Here is a 25,093-nt window from a genome sequence, read left to right as displayed (position 1 = left end):
TTATCTAATCTTAAACTTGTTAATACAATCAATGTAAGCCTCAACAGAAGCCGTAACGATGTCGGTATCTGCACCGAAGCCATAATATACATGACCATCGTATTCTACCTGCATGTGAACCTTGCCCACATCATCAGAGCCCTTGTCGATAGCCTGAATGGTGAACTCCTTGAGGTTCATCTCCTTGGTGATGACCTTCTTGAGAGCATTGATAGCAGCATCTACCGGACCGTTACCAGATGATGCAGCCTCAAACTTCTGACCTGCAATATCAAGACCGATACTTGCCACGCTCTTCACGCCCTTACCTGTAGTAACCTGCAACCAGTCGAGCTGAACACCATGCTTATCAGCAGAATCAGCACCGGCAAGCATCAAAACATCCTCATCGGTAACTTCCTTCTTCTTATCAGCCAGTTGGAGGAACTTCTTGTAAATCTTGTCGAGCTTCTCCTCATCATTAATCTCTACACCATTGACATGGAGACGGTACTTCAATGCAGCACGACCAGAACGGGCTGTCAATACGATAGCATTGTCATCCAATCCCACATCCTTAGGATCAATGATTTCGTAAGTCTGAACATTCTTCAAGACACCATCCTGATGGATACCGGAAGAATGAGCAAATGCATTGCGACCCACGATAGCCTTGTTTGGCTGGACAGGCATATTCATCAGGCTGCTCACCATGCGTGAGGTAGGAATAATCTTGGTGGTATTGATGTTGGTATCAATATCGATATGCTTGTGACACTTCAGAATCATGGCAATCTCTTCGAGCGAAGTATTACCTGCACGCTCACCGATACCATTGATGGTAACCTCAACCTGGCGTGCACCATTCAAAACACCCTGCAGAGTATTGGCAGTAGCCATACCGAGGTCATTATGACAGTGGGTAGAAAGGCGTGCCTTGTCTATGCCATCAACATGCTCCATGAGATACTTGATTTTGTCACCATATTCATCAGGCAGACAATAACCTGTAGTATCAGGAATGTTCACTACAGTAGCACCCGCCTTGACAACAGCCTCTACGACACGAGCCAGATACTCATTATCGGTACGGCCTGCATCCTCAGCATAGAACTCTACGTCCTCAACATACTTTTTAGCATACTTGACAGCAGCTACAGCACGTTCGATGATTTCCTCGCGGGTAGAATTGAACTTATACTTGATATGACTGTCGCTGGTACCGATACCGGTATGGATTCTCTTATGCTTGGCATACTGCAAAGCCTCAGCAGCACAATCAATATCTTTTTCTACGGCACGGGTAAGTGCACAAATAGTAGGCCAGGTTACAGCCTTAGAGATTTCTACCACTGAATTGAAGTCGCCCGGACTTGATATAGGAAATCCAGCCTCAATTACATCCACGCCCAACTGCTCCAGTTGCTTTGCCACCTGAATCTTCTCAACTGTGTTCAACTGACATCCCGGAACCTGTTCGCCATCGCGGAGGGTCGTGTCGAAAATGTATAATCTGTCACTCATATCTTTAAAATTTTAAATTTACACCTTATTATATATAAGAGCTACACATTCAGAACGCACTACGTTTATATAGCAATCCGTGCAAAAGCATCAGATAAAGTAAAAAGCCTTCCCCCACTCCATAGACGGAAGTGTAGAAAGGCTTTTAATATCTTATGCGATGAACTATACGCACACCTTATCACTTCCGCCCACAAACTGCAGTCGAAGTCGAATAATAATGCTTGTAATGTTCAACGATGTTGTTCTCATATCTATCTCATTATGTTATATTCTTAAATTCGCATGCAAAGGTAACACTTTTATTTGATACTAGCAAACAATTTATAACTTTTTTAATAGAAATGATAACAAATTCCTATAATCTTATGGATTTTTTACCCAAAAACGTTAATCCTGTGCAAGAATTTGGCGAAAAAGCCAGTTTTTGAGTGAAAAAATTGACAAACTCTAACCTTAGAAAGGCAGATTCTCTGCAGGCGGCGGTGGTAGCGGACTACCATCCTGCCCTCCGCCATTCATCCTAGAGCCTACAATCTCACCACCTTCCTCGACAGGTGCTGCTGCAGCATCCTGCGGATCCTGGAATCGGGTAAATTCTCCACGGAAGTTCAGGAGAACATCTCCAACAGAGCCCTTACGGTGCTTGGCAATGATAATCTGTGCCATACCATGAAGGTCGTTACCCTTTTCATCCTGATAGATGTGATAATATTCCGGGCGGTGAACGAAAAGCACCATATCGGCATCCTGCTCGATGGCACCGGATTCACGGAGGTCACTCAACTGAGGTCGCTTTCCTTCCAAACCCTCACGGTTCTCTACATTACGGGAGAGCTGCGAAAGAGCAAGCACAGGAATATTCAGCTCTTTGGCAATACCTTTGAGCGAACGGGAGATGGTAGATACCTCCTCCTGACGGCTGCCAAACTTCATACCATTGGCATTCATCAGCTGGAGATAGTCGATCATCAACAGTTTAACACCCTTTTCCCTTACCAGTCGGCGCGCCTTGGTACGGAGTTCGAAAACAGAAAGACCAGGCGTATCATCAATATAAATAGGTGCACCTGTCAGTTTTCTCAGTTTTTTATCCAACCGTTCCCATTCTGGCTGTTCCAATTGTCCGTTCAGTATTTTTTTACCCGAAATCTCGCAAACATTCGAGATGAGTCGGTTCACCAACTGAACGTTATTCATTTCCAGAGAGAAGAATCCGATAGGCACATCATAATCTACCGCCACATTCTTAGCTATACTCAATGCAAAGGAAGTCTTACCCATGGCAGGACGACCGGCGATAATCACAAGGTCGGACGGTTGCCAACCTGATGTCATATCATCCAAGCCACGATAACCCGTAGGAATACCGGTAAGACCACCCGAGTTCTGAGCAGCGCGCTGCAAGATGGCAACGGCCTCCTTAACAACCGGATCAATCTGTGTATAATCCTGCTTCATATTGTTCTGCGAAAGCTGGAAGAGTTCACCTTCAGCTTTCTGCATCAGTTCATCCACATCCACACCTTCTTCATACGCCATCGTCTCGATGTCGCCGGCATAATGAATCAGCTGGCGCTGCATATATTTCTGCGCCAGGATACGGGCATGCGACTCTACATGGGCAGCCGAAGCCATGCCTGCAGAAATATCCATGAGATATTGTGCTCCTCCCACCTTATCCAGTTCGCCAGTCTTGGCTAACTGATCGGCAAGAGTCATGATATCCACAGGCCGTTCCTCCATGTTCATCACCTGGATAGCCTGATATATTCTCTTATGACGCGGGTCATAAAAAGTATCCGGCTTGAGCAACTCCGACACCACCGAAAAGGCATCAGAATCTATCATCAAGGCACCCAGTACCGCCTGCTCCACATTCACAGCCTGCGGCTGCAAATGGGCGTAGGTTGGATCTATCTGTACCTTATTCTTATTTTTATTATTCTCCGCCATCTTTATTGTTTTTTCCTTTCCTCGAAAACTTTTTTTGTTATAAATTCCAATTCTATAGGCGCAATACCACGATTATCGAGCCAATCTCCCATCTCGAGCAGGCCGAGTGCATCTATATCTTCCTTAGGGGAAAAAGCTGCATGACCAGATGCTTCATTCAAAAATCTGATAGCTGCAGTTCCTCCCTTTTTCACGAGAACGCAGAGTCCATAATAGAAAAATTTCATAGACTCCCATCTGTGGTCTTGTGGCTTGGAAACTTTGCTCACCATCGCAGATAACATTTTCATGAACATGCGTTCCTTTTCATCCTTATCCATATCTGTCATGTCAGAATTCAATATATCCCTGATTTCATTATCATCACTATTTTGCAGATAAGGTTCTATTAAAGCCATTGCGTGGTCAATGTTTTTATCGCCTTCCGATTCTGAAAAGAGCAAAGAGAAAGCCAGTCTGCATTCAACCTGTTCTTCCTTAGGATACTGTTCATCCATCTGGAAAGCCCATTCCAAAGCCTCTTTATAATGATGGAGTTTCAATAAGAGATCGGTCTTTTTCAGCTTGAGCTTAAACTGCTTACTCTCATCTGATTCTTCTTTAATCAAGCAATTCAATGTTATTAAAGCCGCCGGGTCTTTTATCTCTTCTTCTATTTCTAATTTCAACTCCGTGGCAGCCTTATAAGTTGGGCTTGTATTCTTAATCACATAGAGATGTTCAAGCGCTTCATCATATTTTTCCTCCGATTTGTATGCCAATGCAAGCATCATATGCTCTTCGTCGGTATATTTTTCCAGATTACGCAAAATCTTGCTAACAAAGGCATAGTCACCTCTTTTAGCAGAGAAACGGGCCAGCGACAGGCGATACTTGTCATATTCCGGTTTAGCAAACAGTCCCGTAGTAAAGAAAGGAATTTCCTTCTGCACTTCGAAAGGATTATCAAATGCCTTCCTCATCGGAGAGAGAGTATAGAATCGGTAGAGGTCCTGCACATAGCGATGACGAACCCTGATTGCACGTTTCTTCTTTTCCTCTTCAGAGAGATTCTCTTCATGTTCCATTACCGAATCAAGCAGTGTGACATTTTCAGAATCCTTTGCTTCTGTAGAATCAGTCTCATCCTCTACTGGCTCTTCGGTATTCTGCTCTTTTTCCACCTCATCTTCTTCGTCATAAAAAACAGGACCAGACACCATATTTTCCGGAGCAACATCCAATGATTCAATAAATTCCTTAGATGCATTATTCAATGAAAGAATGATGCTATACAGATCGGTATCACACATAGAGGCACCTCTCAAGAGATTGTTGATGAAATTGCGATGCTGTTTCATCGTAACCCGAACATTCTTGAGCGTAGAATTACGGACATAGAAAGGAACAAACCAATTATAGAGTGAATGGAAATGACCGAAGCTCTTCTGGTTGGCAAACTGATGATAATAGACATCAACTCCTATATCTTCTGAATTCAACATATAGTCGAAGGCTCCCTTAAGGGCATCATCAGGATTCTCCCCATCTGCAGAGAAGCAATTAAGTCCCAATTCACCCGTTTGGTCTATCTTTTCGGCCAAATCCTGAGTAAAAGAAGTGAGCATGGTCTTCACCACGGAATGCATCATCTCCTTGCTATCCTTTTTACTTGTAAGACATAGACGCATCTGGCGTTGGAGATCAACACAGGCTGCCAAAAATTCATCATCCATGATCAAACCAGCAGCAGAATCCCAATATTTCTGTTTTTCACCCGAATTGGTTATTGCAGAGAAAACAAAACCCACCAAAGCTCGCTGGCGAACACTGCAAGTACTGTCGTCAGACTTGATTAAGCGCATCAAGACTGCAAGTCTAGGGGCATCCATGAATACAGAGCATGACAATGAAACAGCCGAAACTATCATATTGATGGTGTATGGATCTACCAAATCAGAAGCGATGATATCAAGAATATCCTTGACAAAATCATCATTCCATTCACCAGTTGTCAAAATATAAGAAAACACCATATTGCGATAGGCATTAAGCTGCTCTTGTATCTTTTGTCTTTCCTCGTCTATCTGTTCTTCAGACAAGTCTACCCTCAAATTTAGCATAGCTTCATCTGTAGCAAATTTTTCAAAGGTTTCCTGTACCTCATCAAAACTTGTCAGATTCTGAGCTCTTTTGCGAAGTGCAACAAATGTAGACTCATTAGCCAAAATCCATTCGTGGCGCATTTTACTATAGAGCTTGTCTATATCCATATCCAAATCTGAAGCAAGATCATAAAGTTCCCGATGTTTAAGTTTGCCATCTATATAATCATGATATAAAGCATCATATCTTTGTTCAATTTCCGCTATTCCAGACAGACATGGCTCCAAACCCACTTCCTGGTCAATTATCTTGCGAATTGCCTCTATTCTGGATATCATAGTGACATTTTCATGCGAAAACTTTGTCCAGCTAAAATCTTCTCTTTTCATAAGCCGCTTATTTTTGTGCTACAGCCAGGTCACGACGTCTTGGTTCCATAGCGTGTTCATATTTAAGTTTTGGAAGATTACTGATGGTTTTAGCATCGGCACCCGTATATTTTGTGATGATACTTGCATAATGCTGTACCCCACGACTGTTTATGCTATCAACAGCAATATTATACGCCTTGATAAACTTGGCAACCTGGTCTTTACGGCGCTGTTCTGAAAGTATTTTCTTGCGGAAAGCAACAACACCCAACTGCAAGTTCTTATCCCTGCTGTCAAAGAGTTTTACATGCTGTTCAAGTCGGGCTTTGGTAGCTTGAGGTTCTGGCAGCAACATGGCATCCATCTCGTTGTTAAGCAACATATGCAGACGGATGTTCAAATCGTTGATTTGAACCTTATAAGCATCATATTTAGGCTTACCGCTATCGATTGCTAAAGTAGCCAGATAATCAGTTGCAGAGTAGCGGGTCATTGCCACCATCTTATCTGACAGTTGTTTCAGTTCGGATATACGCGAACGCTTATTGGTGATAAACTGCCAATAAAGATTGGTAGAAATAGGGTACGCCAAAGCAGTACCCCGTTTCTCTATATGATGAGCACGAATCAGATCGGTCACGGCTCCCTCTACGCGCTTGCGCTCGATAGCAGTATCACAATCCATTTGTGCAGTATATCTACGCAAATGTACGTCTACACCTTGCTGCTGGAAGATACTGTCATCACATGCCAGAAAGATTGGCAGGCAGTCCATTGTTGGCATCACCGCTATCTTCAGCGCAGCACGGTCTAGGCTATCCAATCTAGCCTTTTCCTTCTTGCTCAAACGATGACGTTCTGCTTCCGACTTGCCACATCCTGCAAATCCTATAGCCAGCAAGAGCATCAAGGCTGTAAACGTTTTGAACTTATTCATTATCTATCCTTTAATCATTTGTTATTCTACATAGAGAACCAATCCCTTCAAATATTCACCTTCCGGATGATAAATATTGATAGGATGGTCGGCAGGCTGGTGCAACTGGTGCAAGATGCGAACCTTTCTTCCAGCCTGCGCTGCAGCAGTAAACACAGCATTGCGGAACTGATCCTTCGTAACCACCTGAGAGCAACTGAAGGTAAAAAGGATGCCGCCCTTCTTAATACGCTGCAAGCCCTTTACGTTCAGGCGGGTATAGCCCTTCAACGCATTGCGTAAAGCCGCACGGTGCTTGGCAAAAGCAGGAGGATCAAGAACTATCAGATCATACTGCTGGTCATGTTCATCAAGATACTTGAAGGCATCTTCGCAGATAGCCTCATGGCGTGCATCTTCAGGGAAATTGAGCGCAATATTCTCATTGGTCAATTCTATCGCCTTGGCACTGCTGTCTACGGAGTGAACAGCCTTAGCCTCGCCTCTCATCGCATAAACAGAAAAACCGCCGGTATAGCAGAACATGTTGAGCACGCTCTTACCCTTGGCATAATGCTCGAGCAGCGAACGGTTCTCACGCTGATCTACGAAGAAACCCGTTTTCTGACCACGCAACCAGTCGATATGGAATTTCAGTCCATTCTCTACAGCAACATCGTCAGCATCACCTCCCAGTATAAAGCCATTTTCCTGTCTGAGGTCAGCCTTATATGGTAAGGTTGTCTCACTCTTATAGTAGATATTCTCCAGCGCTTCGCCCATCACCTTCTTCAAAGCTTTGGCTATCTCCATGCGGCAAACATGCATACCCACACTGTGAGCCTGCATGACAGCAGTAGGACCATAGCAGTCGATAACAAGTCCCGGCAAGTTATCGCCCTCACCATGGACCAAGCGATAAGTAGTATTGGATGAATTACCGGCAATACCCAAAGCGAGTCTCATCTTATATGCCGAATCCAATCTGGCACACCAGTACTCCTCATCAATCTCAATATCTCTAAAAGAAAGAACACGTACAGCGATAGAACCGATCTGATAATGACCTATAGCAATGAATTCACCACTACGGGTAAACACTCTCACAATGTCGCCCTCCTCTATGCCCTCATCCATTGTCTGGATAGCACCCGAGAAGATCCATGGATGAAAACGCTTGAGCGATTCTTCCTTACCTTTCTTTAAATATACGCTTTTATACATATTTTTATATATGAAGTTTCTTACGATTATCAATTTCTATTCCTTACCACCTTATATCATACCCTGAGTTCATCGAGCTCGTAATCGCCTGTAGTAGACAAACGCTTAAATTCCTCATACAGATTAATGCAGCACCAGGCATCTGTAGCTGCATAGAGAGCCTGCGATTCCTTCAAATCGCTAGCCTCCCAATTGCTCAACCGTTGCGCCTTGCTGATTTTCTGGTGAAACAGGTTAGCATACAGTTTCTGCAGACTCATGTCTGCGATACCAAAGTTCTTTGCAACATCCTGCAACTCGATAAAGTAACCAGCCTTAAAAGCAGCTCGCTTATGGAGCTGCAGCAAGTCATCGTGCCAGGAAAGTCCTACTTTTGGCACGGTGGTATCTTCGAGCAAGCGAATGATGGCAGGAGTCATGCCCGTATGATGCAGGCGGAAGAGATAACATGTATCATGTGTACTCACCTGCAACAACGAAACATGGTAAGCCTGACCACGCTTGAATGATGGGCGCGTTTCAGTATCCACGCCCAGTATATAATGGCTAAGTAGGTCATTAACAGCCGCTTCTGTATCTTCAGGCTTGTCAACGACTACGATTTTGCCAGGAAACAAAGCTCTTGGCAAATTCGTGATTGCCGCCTTGTCGAAACTAGTGAAAATAATCTTCATTATACTTTTTATTCTTTACAAGTTGCAAAATTAGAAAAAAAAGATGAGAAAAAGAATTGTTTTCTCAATTATTTTCGCTAATTTTGCAGATAAATTATTCAAAAATATATAAAATGGCTAAAAAAAGAACTGAAAAAAAGACCAAAACCTTTAGCGAAGCTATTGGTTTACAGTATATTTTCAACAATACTATCACTGACTTTTTCATAGGATTAGCCTTGGTAGTCATTGCTGTGGTTATCATCATCGCTATGATCTCCTTTCTCAACACAGGAGCCAATGACCAGAGTTTGCTCGAAAATCTGAAGCCGGGCGAATGGACCAACACGGAAAAACAGTTTCAGAACTACTGCGGATCCTGGGGAGCCATTGTATCCTATTGGCTCATTGTCATCAATTTCGGATTTCCAGCCTTCTTGCTCCCATTCTTTGTCATCATGGTGGGATTACAGATGATGCATGCCTACAAGCTGAACCTGTGGAAATGGTTCTTCTGCATGATTGTGATCATACTATGGATGTCGGTAACCTTTGCCAAGTTCATCGCACCTATCATGCCAAGCCTCATCTTCAATCCGGGCGGAAAGCACGGACTCTTTGTCGTGCAGAATCTGGAGAACATCATGGGGCCTCCAGGACTTACTGCCATTCTTTTCTTCGTGGCGGTAGCATTCCTCACCTATCTCACCACTGAAACTATTACGGTTATCAGAAAAGCACTCAACCCTATCGGTTATATATCAAATAAGGTGAAATTTGAGATTACTAACCATGGAAAGAACAGGAAAGATACGGAAGCTATCGACGAGGTATACGCCAACGCAGCATATGGTCCTGGCACAGAGGATGAGAAAGAAGAATATAAGGAAGAAGAACCTGCCAAAGTCATCGACCTGAATCTGGATCCGGACCAGACTTTCGCAAACCCGGACACACCTTCTACGTCTGTTGAGTCAGAGGCAGACGGACAGGAAGCTACAGGAACAGAAGGTGATACTGACAAAGATGAAACCATCGCTATAGCCAACGGCACGCAGAACGAGAATATGTCATTCATTGCACGTCAGCGCGAACTCCGTACAAAACGGGCTGAACAGGAAGCATTGGAAAAGCAAGCTGCCGAGGCTGCTGCAGCTTCTGAGCATATAGGTATGGACATCTCTGTAGCCACAGCCGACGAGAAGGCTACAGGCAACACCTTGAGCAATGCAGAAGTACTGAATACTCCGATCAATCCGAAGGAGCCGTTCACCAGATATAAATATCCGGTACTCAACCTTCTGAAGAAGTATGAGGATGACGGCGTATCCATCGATGAGGAAGAGCAGCGCGCCAACAAAAACCGCATCATCGAGGTGCTGGGCAACTTTGGCGTACAGATCAAAACCATCCGTGCTACGGTTGGTCCTACCATCACACTCTACGAAATCCAGCCTGCAGAAGGCGTACGTATCTCTAAGATCAAGAATCTGGAAGATGACATCGCCTTGAGTCTGGCAGCTCTCGGCATCCGTATCATCGCTCCTATCCCAGGTAAGGGAACCATCGGTATTGAGGTACCTAACGCAAAGGCGAACATCGTTAGTATGGAAAGTACTTTAAACTCAAAGAAATTCCAGGAAACCAAGATGGAGTTACCTATCGCTTTGGGTAAGACCATTACCAACGAAGTGTTTATGGTTGATTTGGCAAAGATTCCTCACCTGCTTGTTGCGGGTGCTACCGGACAGGGTAAATCTGTAGGTTTGAATGCCATTATTACTTCTTTATTATACAAGAAACATCCAAACGAACTCAAACTGGTTCTCATCGACCCTAAGAAGGTGGAGTTTAGCGTCTACTCCCGTATTGCCAATAAGTTTATGGCTGCGGTTCCTGATGAGGAAGAACCTATCATAACCGACGTAACCAAGGTGGTTAGAACCCTGAACAGTCTGTGTGTACTGATGGATAGCCGTTACGACTTGCTCAAAAAGGCAGGAGCACGCAACATCAAAGAATACAACCAGAAGTATATCAACCACAAGTTGAAGTTGACAGATGGACATGAGTATATGCCATACATCGTGGTGATTATAGATGAGTTCGGTGATCTGATCATGACAGCCGGCAAAGAAGTAGAACTTCCTATTGCCCGTATCGCCCAGCTGGCACGTGCCGTGGGTATCCACATGATTATTGCCACCCAGCGTCCTACAACCAGCATCATCACGGGTAATATCAAGGCTAACTTCCCTGGCCGTATCGCCTTTAAGGTTACATCTGCCATCGACTCAAAGACCATTCTTGACCGTACAGGAGCCAACCAGCTGATTGGTCGTGGTGATATGCTCTATCTCTGCGGCAACGAACCTGTACGTGTACAGTGTGCCTTTGTTGATACACCTGAAATCGAGCGCATCAACGAGTATATCTGCGAACAGCCTGGCCCTATCGAACCTATGGAGTTGCCAGAACCAGCTAATGATGAAGGAAGCGCAGGTGGAAGCGGCAGCATCAGTGCCCGCGAACTGGATCCGTTCTTCGAAGAGGCAGCCCATGCGATTGTTCTTTCACAGCAGGGTTCTACCAGCATGATCCAGCGCCGGTTCAGTATCGGCTATAACCGTGCAGGACGATTAATGGACCAGATGGAAGCTGCAGGCATCGTAGGTGCAGCACAGGGCAGCAAGCCTCGTGAGGTACTGATACAGGATGAAAACCAGCTTAATAATCTGTTAATGGCACTTCGAAACTCTTAATTTTAGTAAATAACTAAGGGTATGAAAGAAGATAATATTGGAAAAGGTTAAATTATTAAACCCTGAAGCCGTGAAAACGTCTAAGAGAGAAAAGACGTTTTTACGGCTTTATGATAGAGTATGAAATTTTAGAAGATATAACATAGAATTTTAAAAGAAAGGAAAAGATAAAAATGAAAAAGATTTTAGCATTGACTTTCGTTGCAATGATGAGCATCGGAGCCATGGCGCAGACTGCGCAACAGGTACTTGATAAGACCGCTGCCGTTATTGGCAACAAAGGTGGAGCTAGCGCCAACTTCAAGATGAGCAGCTCTAAGTATGGATCAGCAAGCGGCAGTATTGCCATCAAAGGCAACAAGTTTAACGCCCGTACCCCGCAAGCCATCGTCTGGTTCAACGGCAAGACCCAGTGGACTTATCTAAAGAAAACCAACGAGGTGAATGTCAGCAACCCTACACAGGCTCAGCAGATGTCCATGAACCCTTATACCTTTATTAATATATATAAGACTGGTTATAAGTCAACGCTCAAGACAGCAGGCAGTAACTATGTAATACATCTCGTTGCCAATAACCAGAAACGTTCTGTAGCCGAAATGTATATCACCATCAACAAAAAGACACATATTCCATCAGTTGTCAAGATGCGACAGGGCAATACCTGGAGTACCATCACGGTAAGTAACTTCAGAGCCAAGAGCGTTTCTAACAGCACATTCAATTTCAACAGCAAGGAATGTCCAGGAGCTGAAGTCATCGACCTGAGATAATCGCCTGAAATATCGTATAAAGTTTATTTTCAAATAAGATTCCCCGCCACAACCCTCCGGTAGCGTGACGGGGAATTACTTTTTCCAAAAGGGTTTTAGTATCAATAATTTCCAAAAGCGAATCATAGGATCTACCTTTTTGCACAACAAATCTTAAAACAACTATGCAATTGTAAAATATTCAAAAATACTTTGGAATTTTTGCAAAAATATTTGGCGGATACAAAAGAATTGCTTATCTTTGCAACAAGAAATTATAACAACAAGTAATTATGAAGCAGACAGAAGCCTATCAAAGACTCGTGGAGAAAGGTATCCGACCATCACTCCAGCGTATTGCCATCATGGATTGGCTTATTAATCATCCCACTCATCCAACTATCGAGGATGTGTACAAAGGATTAGCTGAAAGTATCCCAACATTGAGCAAGACAACCGTTTACAATACACTCAGAATGTTGAGTGAGCACAATGCGGCTCAAATGATCACAATCGATGAACATCGCGTGTGTTATGATGGAAATATTAAAAGCCACGTTCACTTCTATTGCAGAAATTGTGGCAAGGTAATTGACTTTTTCGGCGAACCTGCTCCAACAGTGGAACCAGGAAAGGAAATTGAAGGAAACATCGTATTGGAAGAACAGCTCTACTACAGAGGAATCTGTACAGAATGCGCTAAAAAAGGCGTAAAGTCACCTCTCACAGAGACTGTTCATTAATTCAAAAGACAATAATTATACAACAACTTTAAAACAAAAGCATTATGAAGAAAAAGTTTATTTGCACCGTTTGCGGTTACATTTACGAAGGTACAGAAGCACCTGAGAAGTGCCCTATCTGCAAGGCTCCAGCCAGCAAGTTCAAAGAGATGGAAGATGCAGTAGATGACGATATGACATTTGCTACCGTTCACGTTCTCGGTCAGGCATTTAAGGATAGCGTTAATGAAGACGTTATCAAGGGTTTGAAGGACCATTTCAATGGTGAGTGTGGCGAGGTAGGTATGTATCTTGCTATGGCACGCCAGGCAGATCGTGAAGGCTATCCTGAAATTGCAGAGGCTTACAAACGTTATGCCTATGAGGAGGCTGATCACGCTTCTCGTTTTGCAGAACTTCTCGGTGAGGTTTTGGGTGATACCAAGAGCAATCTCGAGGCTCGTATTGCAGCAGAGAAGGGTGCTTGTGAGGATAAGTTCCGCATTGCCAAGCTTGCTAAGGAGCAGGGTTCAGATGCTATCCACGATACCGTTCATGAGATGGCTAAGGATGAAGCCCGCCACTGTGCAGGTTTTGCAGGTCTCTACAAGAGATACTTCAAGTAATAGATTTTAAAAGACGTAACTTTAAAAATTATAATACTATTTAGTATTGTAAGTCAAGAAAACAGGAAAGCCGATTCTTGTATAGTAATATACTTGAATCGGCTTTCTTTATGTGATGATAAATATTGTTACTTTGTTTCAGGAACCAGGAACTTGTCTCCTGTTTGCTTAATAAGTTCCTTGGCATATTTCTCAGGATACCCAGTACGAACTGGGGTTGCACCTAATCCATAAGGAGTCTTCTCGAAACTGCCATCTTTTTTGGTTGGCTTGATAATCATGTCATTATACTTCACTACCATAAACTGGAAGAGCTGTTGCCAACGCGCCAACATCTGCTGTGCCTTCTCAATACCATAATTATTGAGATACTTGACAGCAGCCTGTGGATCCTGTGCATACAGTTCCTGAGCCTTAGCCTCAACACCTGGCTGTGCAGCAAAATAGCTGTTATCCAGACTATCACGAACCTCCTTCAAAGTTGGGAACATCTGGCTGTAACGAGGATAAACCATATTGCTGGTCATATTGCACACCCAGTAAGCATTCTTGAAACTGAAATTCACTGCATCTGCTCCCGGTGTGTTATAACACTCAGGACGAACTGTAGAAGAACAGTAGATTGGTGTGAACGCTACCATATTGGCATCATCATTACCAAACCAAAGAACACCGCCAATCTCTCTAGGCATCCATGAACGCATCTGGCTAACAAAAACAAAACCACTCTGCTGGGTGCTGACCGGTCGTTCGTTGAAGCACTGCTTTCCATCCACCTTAAACATCAATGGAGTTGGCCTGTAAGGCATCTGCCAGATACCACCCCCGATATCAGTGCCATCAGCAACAGAAAGAGGTGTACCCTCATAATGGTCACGCATGCAAGCCTCAACATCAGCAACACTCACCTTCTTGTTTGGAACCACCCAGAGAGGCATATCCTTCGCATTAGGATCCTTGCCCAAAGCCCAATCAAGATAAGGACTCATATCATAGAAATGATTCAAAAGAGCCCAAGCACGAGCATCGCAGAAACGACGTCCTGAGAAATCAGGCTTAGCATATGCCATTTTCCATGAGAAATCAGCATCCTTGCCCTGATACCATCCCTTACTACGAGCAAAAGAAACGACATCCTTGGCATACATCACGTTTTTCTTGTCCTTCATATTGAACTTGCCGATGCGACTCTGGTTAGCATGTGCACAAACTGCATTATCAGGAATACGGAGAGCTACCCAAACCACGCCCTTAGAACCTGGTCCCTTGCCCATCATCTCCATAATCCAAGCTTCGTTCGGATCACAGATGGTAAAGGTCTCGCCTTCTGAATTATAGCCGTAAGTATTGGCGATGGTTGTCATCACTTTGATAGCCTCACGGGCAGTCTTACTACGCTGCAGGGCAACATAAATGAGTGAACCATAGTCCATGATACCTGTAGAATCAGCCATCTCCTCACGTCCACCATAAGTAGTTTCACCGATGGTGACCTGCCATTCATTGATATTGCCAATCACATTATAAGTCTCGGCAGCCTCCGGAATCTCACCATGATATTTATTGGTATCCCAATCGTAAATCTTACGCATCTCGCCCTTAGCATGCTTACCGGCAGGAAAATGACAGAGATTTTGGAACATACCATAGTCATCGGCACTATATGAACACATCACAGATCCATCAACCGATGCTTTTTTCCCTACTATAAAGTTGGTACATGCCTCAGCCTCAGAGACACTGCCCAACATAGCCACAGCCATCAAGGCAGAAGCAAAAATCTTATTCATAAAATATACCTTAATTTATATATACAAAAAGAGAAGAGCATTTGAATTCTTCACTCTTCCCTCTTCATTCTTCACTTATTCGCAAGCCTTGAAACTCATATCCAAGCCCTTCACACTATGTGTCAAGGCACCAACTGAGATGAAATCAACTCCCTGCTCTGCATAATCGCGGATGGTATCGTAAGTGATACCGCCAGAAGACTCAGTCTCATACTTACCTGCGATGATGTCTACTGCCTTCTTAGTATCAGGCACAGAGAAGTTATCGAGCATGATACGATTTACACCACCATGCTTCAATACCTGGTCAAGTTCATCGAAACTGCGAACCTCGATTTCAATCTTTAGGTCGAGGCCCTTCTCCTTCAGATAAGCATGGCAACGGTCGATAGCGTTATCGATACCACCAGCAAAATCGATATGGTTATCTTTCAAGAGAATCATATCAAAAAGACCAATGCGATGGTTCATACCACCACCAATCTTCACAGCCTGCTTCTCCAACATACGAAGACCTGGAGTTGTCTTACGGGTATCAAGGATATGAGTCTTTGTACCCTCAAGACGCTTTACATACTTAGCAGTCATGGTAGCAATGCCACTCATACGCTGCATGATATTGAGCATCAAACGCTCTGTCTGGAGCAAAGAACGGGTCTTACCCTCTACAACCATTGCAATGTCACCCTTCTTAACATGGGTTCCATCCTGAAGCAACACTTCTACCTTCATGGTAGGATCGAAACGGGCAAATACCTTCTTTGCCATTTCAACACCAGCCAACACGCCATCTTCCTTGATAAGCAAGTGGCTCTTACCCATGGCGTCTTCTGGGATACAACACAAAGTTGTGTGGTCGCCATCACCGATATCCTCAGCAAATGCCAAGTCTATCAACTTGTCTTCTAATTGATCTACGCTTAACATATTATTAATGTTTATGTTTAATGTTTATTGATTACTTTTCCGTTCCACAGGGCACGAAGGATGCCTTCCTCATCGCGTTCCACCCGGATTTCGCCGCCTAACCATTCGGTCATCGGCAACTCCTCGCGAAACTCGAAGTAGTTCACCACCCTGCCCTCTTGTATTTCTACCACAGCCTGCTGCAATATCGAGCCATCCGGCAATATCACCTGATGGGCTCCGCATCTCCTCATTTCAGCCATATCTTAAACATCCAGACTAATTACTCGTCATCTGAATAGGTTTATCAGGCATAGAAACCGGTGCACTGGTCGGAGGCGCCAAAGCTCCATCCGGACGCGCTGGAACACTCGGACCTGGTATACGGGTCTTACGAGCAGTATCTACTTTTGCCGAATCAGAAGATGCTGCAGAAGAAGAAACCGGTGCCACCTTTTTAGGATGCATACGGATGAGACGAATCTTATTGACAAACATCAGTTTAAGAGTCGTCAAAGAACCGGCATCAGAACTGAAGCCACCCTCATTCAACATAAAGTACCCCTTTATACATTTGATTCCAAGGCTATCATTATCAGCGAGTTCTACACTATAGTGCTGAGCACTCTGAATATGAATTACAGTCTGTGCCACACTATCGTTCTTGAACTGAACAGCCAGCAAAGCGATACCATCACGCATACCATCCTGGAAGATAAACTGCGATTCGAAATCAAGACGGAACCGGTCACCCTTATGGAAAGCAGTATCAGCTTCAATTTTAAAACTGCGACTGTTGAAGCCCTCATCAGGCGAGAATACCATCGAAGTAGCATCCTTCCAGATATTGGCAGTATCGCCAACAGCAGTAAGATTGTCAAAATCACTATTTCCTGTACTGTTTCCACCCAATGCAACCACCTCTTTATCCAATCTTTCAGCCAAATCCTTATACACATCATGCAGCAATTCTGTATGGCGCATATAATAAACCATCGAACTGTCGAAGTCTGCCGAGGTGACATCATGTTTCTTCAGTACAGCCTCGCGATAAGCCAGACTATTCTTCTCACTACCACCGTCTTCGTTCTGCGCCATAGCAAGAGCGATGTGATAATCGAAGAGAATATCCGTCATCTTTCCTTTAGAGAGCACATCTCTTGGCAGCGAAGGCTTGCAAGAAGCAAAGGCTGCACAAAAGGTTACTATCCAACAGAGATAAAGAAAAGCTTTCTTCATGATTACTTGTCCTCCTTATTTTCTTGAGATTGAGACTTTATCTTTTCTTCAGCAGTTTCAATAAAAGAGGAATCTTTAACCTTCTTCTCCTTATCACCACCTCCGAGAGCTTCCAGTTCTTTTCTACAGAAAAGCAAGAGAGAAATAATGCCGACTGATACACAGGAATCTGCAAAATTGAATACAGGATCGAAGAATGTACCATGCTGTCCACCCCAGAAAGGGAACCATTCAGGCCATGTATATGTAAAGAACGGAAAGCGGAACATATCAACCACCTTGCCCATGAGCACGGGTGCATACCCCTCGCCGAAAGGCACAAGATAAGATACATAATAAGGTGAAGCACCGGTAAAGATAAGTCCGTAGAAGATGGAATCAATCATATTGCCGATTGCACCCGTCAGAACCAGCGCCACCAAAATGATGTATAACAAGCGATAGGTACCACACTTAATGATGCGATGCAGATAAATGCTCAACGCACAGATGGCTACCAGGCGCAACAGACTTAGCCAGAACTTACCGATAAACGACATACCCCAAGCCATTCCGTTGTTCTCTACAAATTCGATATAAAACCAATCAGTAACACGAACAGACTCGCCAAGGCAAAAATGGGTCTTGATGTACACCTTGATAATCTGATCGATAACAAGAAGCACAACCACCATTGCCGTGACGAGCCATCCGTATTTAATTTTACTTGTTTTCTCCATTTATTACTTTTTTCTAGCCTCCTTAGAAGCTACACTCAAAGTGGCATGAGGTACAGCACGCAAACGCTCCTTAGGAATCAACTCACCTGTTTCGCGGTCAATACCATAGGTCTTGTTCTGGATACGAACCAAAGCTGCTTCCAATCCCTTGATGAACTTCTGCTGACGCTGAGCCATCTGGATGATTTCTTCCTTGCTTTGTGCTTCACTACCCTCTTCAAGAGCCTTGTAGGTTGGTGATGTATCTACCACATCATTACTGTCTGAGTGGTTCAGCTGAGCCATACAATCATGATAAGTCTGCTTTGCCACCTTCAATTTCTCATCAATGATAGCGCGAAACTCCTCGAGCTCCTGATCGCTATAACGTAGTTTTTCGTTAGCCATAGATGTTATCTATTATGTTATTTGTTAATGTTTTTAGGGAATAAGGGCTAGAAAGTTAGAAGCAAGCAGTTTGGAAATGCTCCTAACTTCTAACTCCTAACTCCTAACTATTTAATTCTTCTCTACGAGAATGTTCAACTTAAAGTCATCAAACTCGGTCTCAACACCTGCGTTGTCGCCGATTTCGATACTGTCTGCCAATACCTGACCCTTGATGTAGTCGGCGAATGCCTCGATGGCTGCGTCAGTCTCCTCATTAGGAGCCACAGTTACGTTGATGCGGTCGGTAATCTCCAGACCTGTCTCCTTGCGGAGGTTCTGGATACGGTTGATCAACTCACGAGCCATACCCTCCTTCTTCAATTCTGGGGTCAACTCTACTTCAAGCGCTACGGTCAGATTGCCCTCGTTAGATACGAGCCATCCTGGAATATCCTCAGAGATAATCTCCACGTCGGCTACCTCTACCACGGCTTCCTGTCCGTCGATATTCAATGTGATGTTGCCTGCCTTCTCAAAGGCTGCAATCTGGTCCTGATCGAGCGCTGACATCTGGGCAGCAACACCCTTCATCAGCTTGCCGAACTTCTTACCCATCACTCTAAAGTTACACTTCACCTTCTTAACGAGAATGCCCTGACCCTCAATGAAGTTAACCTCCTTCACGTTCACCTCGTTCTTCAACAGTCCGGCTACTGCCTCGATGTGTGCCTTCTGTACATCATCTACTGCAGGAATCATGATCTGCTGGAGTGGCTGACGCACCTTGATGTTCACCTTGCGGCGCAATGCCAATACCATAGAAGTAATCTTCTGGGCGATGGCCATACGTTCCTCCAGGTCGGCATCGATAGCAGCTTCATCTGCTACAGGGAACTTGTCGAGATGTACGCTCTCCAACTCGCCGCCCAAGTCGTGATACAACTCGTCTGCATAGAATGGAGCGAATGGTGCCAGCAGCTTAGCCACTGTCATCAGGCAGGTATAGAGAGTCTGGTAAGCACTCAGCTTATCCTCGCTCATCTCCTTACCCCAGAAACGTTTACGGTTCAGACGAACGTACCAGTTAGAGAGGTCATCGTTGACGAAAGCATCGATGAGACGACCTGCGCGGGTTGGATCATAGCCAGCCAACTCTCTGTCAACGCCCTTGATGAGGGTATTGAGTGAAGAGAGAATCCAGCGGTCAATCTCTGGGCGCTTCTCAAATGGCACCTGAGCAGCCTCAGCATCGAAACCATCTACATTAGCATAGAGGGCGAAGAAGCTGTAGGTATTATATAAGGTACCGAAGAACTTACGACGGGTCTCGTCCACACCATTAGGGTCGAACTTGAGGTTGTCCCAAGGCTCGCTGTTGGTCATCATATAGAAACGAACAGGATCGGCACCATACTTGTCAATCATCTCGAATGGGTTAGTCACGTTACCCACGTGCTTACTCATCTTGTTACCCTTAGCATCAAGAACGAGACCAGAAGAGATTACATTCTTGAAGGCTACGCTATCGAATACCATGGTAGCGATGGCGTGCAGGGTGAAGAACCATCCACGGGTCTGATCCACGCCCTCGTTGATGAAGTCGGCTGGATAGAACTTAGGAGGAATAGCATATCCCTCGTAGGTGCTGTGGATGAGTGCATCGCGGTCTGCCTCTGTGCCACGGGCCATCTCACCCTCGAATGGGTAGTGGAGCTGGGCGTAAGGCATTGAACCTGAATCGAACCAAACGTCGATGAGGTCGCTCTCACGATACATTGGCTTGCCCTCCTCGTTAACCAATACAATCTTGTCAACGTATGGACGGTGGAGGTCAATCTTATCATAGTTCTCCTGACTGTAGTCGCCAGGAACGAAACCATTCTCCTTCAATGGGTTGCTCTGCATGATACCGGCAACCACAGACTTCTCGATTTCAGCATAGAGTTCCTCAAGACTGCCGATACACTTCTCGCCACGATTCTCGTCACGCCAGATTGGCAATGGAGTACCCCAGAAGCGGGAACGTGAAAGGTTCCAGTCGTTCAGATTCTCGAGCCAGTTGCCGAAACGGCCAGTACCGGTGCTCTCAGGCTGCCAGTTGATGGTCTTGTTCAATTCTACCATGCGCTCCTTGCGAGCGGTATCCTTGATAAACCAGCTATCCAATGGGTAGTAGAGGATAGGCTTGTCGGTACGCCAGCAGTGAGGATAGTTGTGCACGTGCTTCTCGCTCTTGAAAGCCTTACCCTCCTGCTTCAACTCGTAGCAGAGCACGATGTTCAGGTCTTCAGCCTTTTCAGAAGCCTTCTTGTCCCAGACACCATCCACATTAAACTGTGGGTCGTAGGCATTCTTCACGTAGTCGCCTGCGTGATGAGCGTATGCCTCCTTGTTGACGCAAGCGCTTACGAAGTTGTCATCGAGGTCTTCGATGAGATAGAACTTACCCTGGAGGTCAACCATTGGGCGGGTCTCACCCTTCTTATTAATAAGGTAGAGGGCTGGGATGTTGGCATCCTTAGCCACCTTGGCATCATCGGCACCGAATGTAGGAGCGATGTGCACGATACCAGTACCGTCATCGGTAGTAACGTAGTCGCCGAGGATTACACGGAAAGCCTCACTCTCCATCTCGACGAACTGATCGCGACCATCCTCAGAAGCGAACACCTTCTCAGGATGAGCAGCAGCATATTCTGTTACGAAAGCCGGTGCGAAGAGATCAACCTTCTCGCATGGCTTTACCCATGGCAGGAGCTGCTCGTAGTGCATGCCTTCGAGGTCTGTACCCTTCATGTGGTCGATAATGCGCCATGGGCACTGCTTCTTCTCCTTGTCGAATGGCAGGAGATCGCCTTCCTTGCACTCCTGGTCTGCCTTCAGATATGAACCTACCAGAGCCTCAGCCATCACGAGTGTCATAGGCTCGCCATTGTAGAGGTTGTAGGTCTCGATGGCTACATAGTCAATCTTAGGACCTACACAGAGAGCCACGTTTGATGGCAGAGTCCAAGGTGTAGTGGTCCATGCGATGAAGTAAGGCTTGCCCCACTTGGTCCACTCTGCCTTAGGATCCTTGATGAGGAACTGGGCTGTGGTGGTGAGGTCCTTCACGTCGCGATAGCAGCCAGGCTGGTTCAACTCGTGAGAGCTCAAGCCTGTACCTGCGCCTGGAGAATATGGCTGGATGGTATAACCCTTGTAGAGCAGGCCCTTGTTGTAGAGCTGCTTGAGGAGCCACCAGAGAGTCTCGATATACTTGTTATCGTAGGTGATATAAGGATGATCGAGATCTACGAAGTAACCCATCTTCTCGGTCAACTCGCGCCACTCAGCGGTGAACTTCATCACGTTCTCGCGGCACTTGTGGTTGTAATCCTCTGTAGAGATATACTTCTCTGAAGCCTTGTTGTCGATATCCTTCTTGGTGATGCCGAGTTCCTTCTCGACACCGAGTTCAACAGGGAGTCCGTGGGTATCCCATCCCGCCTTGCGGTGAACCTGGAAACCCTTCATGGTCTTGTATCTGTTGAATGTATCCTTGATACTACGTGCCAACACGTGGTGAATACCCGGGTGGCCATTAGCTGATGGAGGTCCCTCGAAGAAGATAAACTGAGGGCAGCCTTCACGCTCGTCGATAGACTTGTGGAAGATATCATTTTTCTCCCACGCTGCTAGTACGTCATTGTTTGTCTGAGTCAAATTCAGACCGTTGTGCTCGGCAAATTTCTTAGCCATATTATCTATTTTATTTTTATATTGTTTTTACTTTTGGGCGCAAAGTTACAAAAAAAAAAGGGTTTACCCAAAATCTTTAATATATTTTCTACTTATATATACAAAAAAGACTCCTAAATGACTGAAAAATTGCTCTTTTCAAGTCATTTAGGAGTACTTAAACCTAAAATAAATGAAATATGATAAACTAAATGTTTCTAAAAGTAATGGCGGCTAACCATTGACTACTTGATAACAAACTTCTTGCCATTGCAGATATACATACCTGGAGCCAGAACGTATTCTGCATCAGAAACCTTGTTTACTTCGGCTACCTTCACACCATTGATAGAGTAAATCTTCAACTTAGCAGGAGCCATCTTGCTACCTACCTGGTTGATACCTGTTGAGACAGACTCATTGGTCTTACCGGCAAAGTTATAAACTGCACCGTTTTCGAATTCCAAATCCTTTGTCTGCTGACCACTGCCGTTGCTGAAGATGATCATGGTAGGAGCAGTTGTCAAATCGCCATCATACTTCCACATCCAAACATCAAGACCATTCTTCTTCATGTTAGTCTTGGTACAGCTTACACCTGGCCAGTTACCACCGGTAAAGTTGTCTGTATTATTCCAAGCCCAGCAATCTACCTGACTCCAATCTGAAGGAGCGAGGAAGTAAGCGAAGATACCTGTTGGAGTAGGAACAACTACCTCTTTAATCTTGTTGAAGGTTGCAGAACCAGTCTTGGTTTCATTGTCAGCATTAGTTGCGCTCCAAGTTACAGTTTTGCTCTCGCCTTCCATCATGTCAGCACCGAGTGTGAATGTAGCAGCCTTACCAGGGGTAAGAGCGATCTGCTCACCATTACCAATCTTATACCAACCGCTCTTGGCATTGCTGCTCAGTGTGGCTGCTACGGTAACAGTCTTCTCGAAGTCACCACCATTAGGACTCAAAGTAACCTTGGCTGCAGTATTGACAGGAGCGTCAATCTTCTGAGCATTTGCACCGCCGTCATACTTCAGGTAGATATCACCTGTGATACCAGTGATGTCACCAGACTGTGCACCGCTATTATTATTCAAGATGACATTGAAGTTATCTACGCCATCAAAAGCGCAAGTCCAGTACTTTTCGCCATTGATTTCTTCAGACTCTGTCATCTTTGTACCAGGCCAATCGCCTGTCAATTTCTTAACAGAAGAACCTTTTGACCAAGCATAGATAAAAGGAGCATTTTCTGCCTGTACGTAAACCGTGATAGAAGCATTAGGATCTACCTTCTTAAAGGTCAAGCTACCGCTCTTTACTTTACCGTCCTGGGCCTCTGCGCTCCACTCAATAGTCTTGGTGTCGCCAAAGTTCATACCGTCGCCAATGGTAAGGTTCTCACTCACACCAGGAGTCAAGTTCACCTTATCCTGACCTTGTATCTGATACCAACCAGACTTAGCGTCTTCAGAGAGAGTAACTGTCAGGTTAATAGTCTCAGTACGGAATGAACCACCAGCCTGTGAGAATGAAACGCTTGCTGGCTGAATAGGACCCTGCTCGTTCCAAATTGTACCAGCCTCCTCTTTACCATCATAGTCTTGACCGTCCAGAGACTTAGCTGTAGTATCGTAGATGAAAGCACCATCCTCACCGATCTTACCACCCTTCCAGTCCTTTACGAGAACACGGAGCTGACCCTGAGTAGCAGGAGCTTCAACATCAATAGAAGGACCTTCATAAGTCTTACCAGTTACCACGTCGGTATAAGTACCAGCTGGGCAATCTGTGAAGGTAGCACCACCATTGAGGGCTACGAGCGCATAGCAATCCTTAGTAGCACGCTTGAAAGCTATACCATTCTTACCTGTTGCCTTACAACCATCTGTTGTCCACTGACCCTTACGGAGAGCAGGCACAGCCTGACGGATCTTGTTCAGACGGATGAGGTGCTGAGCTACATCGTGATTCAAAGTAGCAGCTACGTTACCTGTAGCCTTATACTCACCGAAGTCTGTTGCTGTTACATCACCTGTGATATAACCACCGAAGTAAGCACGACCAGTTTCAGAAAGAGGACCGTTAGGACCTGGGTCGATTCTTACACCACGACGGAAACCAACCTCAGAACCATAGTAGATACATGGAATACCACGGAAGGTAAACAAGAGAGAGAGGTTCTCAGCCCACTGAGCATCTGTACCACCGAAACGGTTGAGATCGTTTGGACCTGGACTGTAGTCATGGCTGTCAACATATACTACATTATATGTAGCGTCATTATAGAGTTCGTCTTCCTTTGAAAGACGGAATGCATCACTTGCTGTATTGTAGCTATAGTGCATTGGGAAGTCGATGACATTGAAACCACTTGCCTCAGAATAGTCTGGCTCATGCCATGCGCCATTGATCATCTTGGCATTTTCGCTCTTCTTGTCACCAAATGATTCCTTACCGCAGAGTGCCTGAGGACCGATAGGACCAGAACCCTCTGGCAATACCTGAGCGTCCCAGAAGCTTTGGCTTCCATCCCACTGATTCATCAAAGACTCATCAGACTTCCATGTATAGAAGTAGCAAGAAAGATTAGCCTGACCTCTATAGGTTGCTTCGTGACCACGGGTACAAACCTCACCATACATAAAGAAAGGTGCCTGATTGATGCGCTTGTCTTTGTATTTCTCACCGAGGGCTGCAAACTGTGGAACAAACTGATGATTGAAAGTGAGTCGTGAGATGTGACAGGGCAAACGCATTAAATTGCGCTGCCCTCCAAAAGTTTT

The 25,093-nt window shown here is 44.9% G+C and carries 18 protein-coding genes; 4 read left to right on the top strand and 14 right to left on the bottom strand.

The annotated features are described in order from the left end of the window. The 6 genes from DWV53_RS02695 to DWV53_RS02670 all read right to left on the bottom strand — a co-directional run bounded on the left by DWV53_RS02695 (position 1) and on the right by DWV53_RS02670 (position 8,732). Entirely contained in the window at positions 1-1,503 is a 1,503-nt protein-coding gene (locus DWV53_RS02695; RefSeq protein ID WP_022120958.1) for a 2-isopropylmalate synthase, read from the bottom strand. A gap of 456 nt (positions 1,504-1,959) precedes the next feature. Then, complete coding sequence (gene dnaB / locus DWV53_RS02690) at positions 1,960-3,459, bottom strand: replicative DNA helicase (protein ID WP_022120959.1); 1,500 nt, start codon at positions 3,457-3,459, stop codon at positions 1,960-1,962. A 2-nt stretch (positions 3,460-3,461) separates the two neighbouring features. Next, complete coding sequence (locus DWV53_RS02685; protein WP_118151497.1) at positions 3,462-5,882, bottom strand: hypothetical protein; 2,421 nt, start codon at positions 5,880-5,882, stop codon at positions 3,462-3,464. A 58-nt stretch (positions 5,883-5,940) separates the two neighbouring features. Then, complete coding sequence (locus tag DWV53_RS02680; protein WP_118151495.1) at positions 5,941-6,852, bottom strand: ABC transporter substrate-binding protein; 912 nt, start codon at positions 6,850-6,852, stop codon at positions 5,941-5,943. Between the two features lie 21 nt (positions 6,853-6,873). Further along, positions 6,874-8,055 (bottom strand): class I SAM-dependent rRNA methyltransferase, encoded by a 1,182-nt coding sequence (locus DWV53_RS02675; RefSeq protein WP_118080500.1) that lies wholly within the window; start codon positions 8,053-8,055, stop codon positions 6,874-6,876. A gap of 56 nt (positions 8,056-8,111) precedes the next feature. Next, positions 8,112-8,732: a 3'-5' exonuclease gene (locus tag DWV53_RS02670; protein WP_118080498.1), complete on the bottom strand. Its 621-nt coding sequence runs from the start codon at positions 8,730-8,732 to the stop codon at positions 8,112-8,114. A gap of 110 nt (positions 8,733-8,842) precedes the next feature. Here DWV53_RS02670 and DWV53_RS02665 point away from each other — a divergent pair, with 110 nt between their 5' ends. The 4 genes from DWV53_RS02665 to DWV53_RS02650 all read left to right on the top strand — a co-directional run bounded on the left by DWV53_RS02665 (position 8,843) and on the right by DWV53_RS02650 (position 13,570). Continuing rightward, entirely contained in the window at positions 8,843-11,470 is a 2,628-nt protein-coding gene (locus tag DWV53_RS02665) for an FtsK/SpoIIIE family DNA translocase (RefSeq protein WP_118080496.1), read from the top strand. A 173-nt stretch (positions 11,471-11,643) separates the two neighbouring features. Next, positions 11,644-12,243 carry a LolA-like putative outer membrane lipoprotein chaperone gene (locus tag DWV53_RS02660; RefSeq protein ID WP_118151493.1) on the top strand — a complete coding sequence of 200 codons (600 nt, stop codon included), beginning with the start codon at positions 11,644-11,646 and terminating at the stop codon, positions 12,241-12,243. A gap of 272 nt (positions 12,244-12,515) precedes the next feature. Beyond that, the gene (locus DWV53_RS02655) at positions 12,516-12,965 is read left to right on the top strand and encodes a Fur family transcriptional regulator (protein WP_117586626.1); all 450 of its coding nucleotides are present in this window, start codon (positions 12,516-12,518) and stop codon (positions 12,963-12,965) included. Positions 12,966-13,009: 44 nt separating this feature from the next. Beyond that, positions 13,010-13,570, top strand: coding sequence for an NADH peroxidase (locus tag DWV53_RS02650; protein ID WP_117586627.1), 561 nt, complete (start codon positions 13,010-13,012; stop codon positions 13,568-13,570). Between the two features lie 128 nt (positions 13,571-13,698). Here the strand turns inward: DWV53_RS02650 and DWV53_RS02645 are convergent, their stop codons facing one another. From DWV53_RS02645 to DWV53_RS02610, 8 genes are all read right to left on the bottom strand, one after another. Beyond that, complete coding sequence (locus DWV53_RS02645) at positions 13,699-15,333, bottom strand: dipeptidase (protein ID WP_437181741.1); 1,635 nt, start codon at positions 15,331-15,333, stop codon at positions 13,699-13,701. Between the two features lie 102 nt (positions 15,334-15,435). Further along, the gene (gene nadC, locus DWV53_RS02640; RefSeq protein ID WP_118151489.1) at positions 15,436-16,287 is read right to left on the bottom strand and encodes a carboxylating nicotinate-nucleotide diphosphorylase; all 852 of its coding nucleotides are present in this window, start codon (positions 16,285-16,287) and stop codon (positions 15,436-15,438) included. A gap of 17 nt (positions 16,288-16,304) precedes the next feature. After that, positions 16,305-16,529 (bottom strand): hypothetical protein, encoded by a 225-nt coding sequence (locus DWV53_RS02635; protein ID WP_117586629.1) that lies wholly within the window; start codon positions 16,527-16,529, stop codon positions 16,305-16,307. A 16-nt stretch (positions 16,530-16,545) separates the two neighbouring features. Beyond that, complete coding sequence (locus DWV53_RS02630) at positions 16,546-17,505, bottom strand: DUF4296 domain-containing protein (RefSeq protein ID WP_118085799.1); 960 nt, start codon at positions 17,503-17,505, stop codon at positions 16,546-16,548. A gap of 2 nt (positions 17,506-17,507) precedes the next feature. Next, positions 17,508-18,224 (bottom strand): lipoprotein signal peptidase, encoded by a 717-nt coding sequence (locus DWV53_RS02625; RefSeq protein ID WP_118151487.1) that lies wholly within the window; start codon positions 18,222-18,224, stop codon positions 17,508-17,510. A gap of 3 nt (positions 18,225-18,227) precedes the next feature. After that, a complete protein-coding gene (locus DWV53_RS02620; protein WP_022120972.1) occupies positions 18,228-18,611 on the bottom strand; it encodes a TraR/DksA family transcriptional regulator in 384 nt (127 codons plus the stop codon). A gap of 111 nt (positions 18,612-18,722) precedes the next feature. Beyond that, positions 18,723-22,334 (bottom strand): isoleucine--tRNA ligase, encoded by a 3,612-nt coding sequence (gene ileS / locus DWV53_RS02615; protein WP_118151485.1) that lies wholly within the window; start codon positions 22,332-22,334, stop codon positions 18,723-18,725. A 224-nt stretch (positions 22,335-22,558) separates the two neighbouring features. After that, on the bottom strand, positions 22,559-25,093 hold a 2,535-nt coding region (locus DWV53_RS02610), incomplete at its 5' end, for a starch-binding protein (protein ID WP_220431996.1).

Origin of the sequence: Segatella copri (assembly GCF_003465495.1) — a bacterium.
GTDB lineage: Bacteria > Bacteroidota > Bacteroidia > Bacteroidales > Bacteroidaceae > Prevotella > Prevotella copri_G.
The sequence above is the reverse complement of the archived record's forward strand: the minus strand, read 5'-3'. Positions and strand labels throughout refer to the sequence as shown.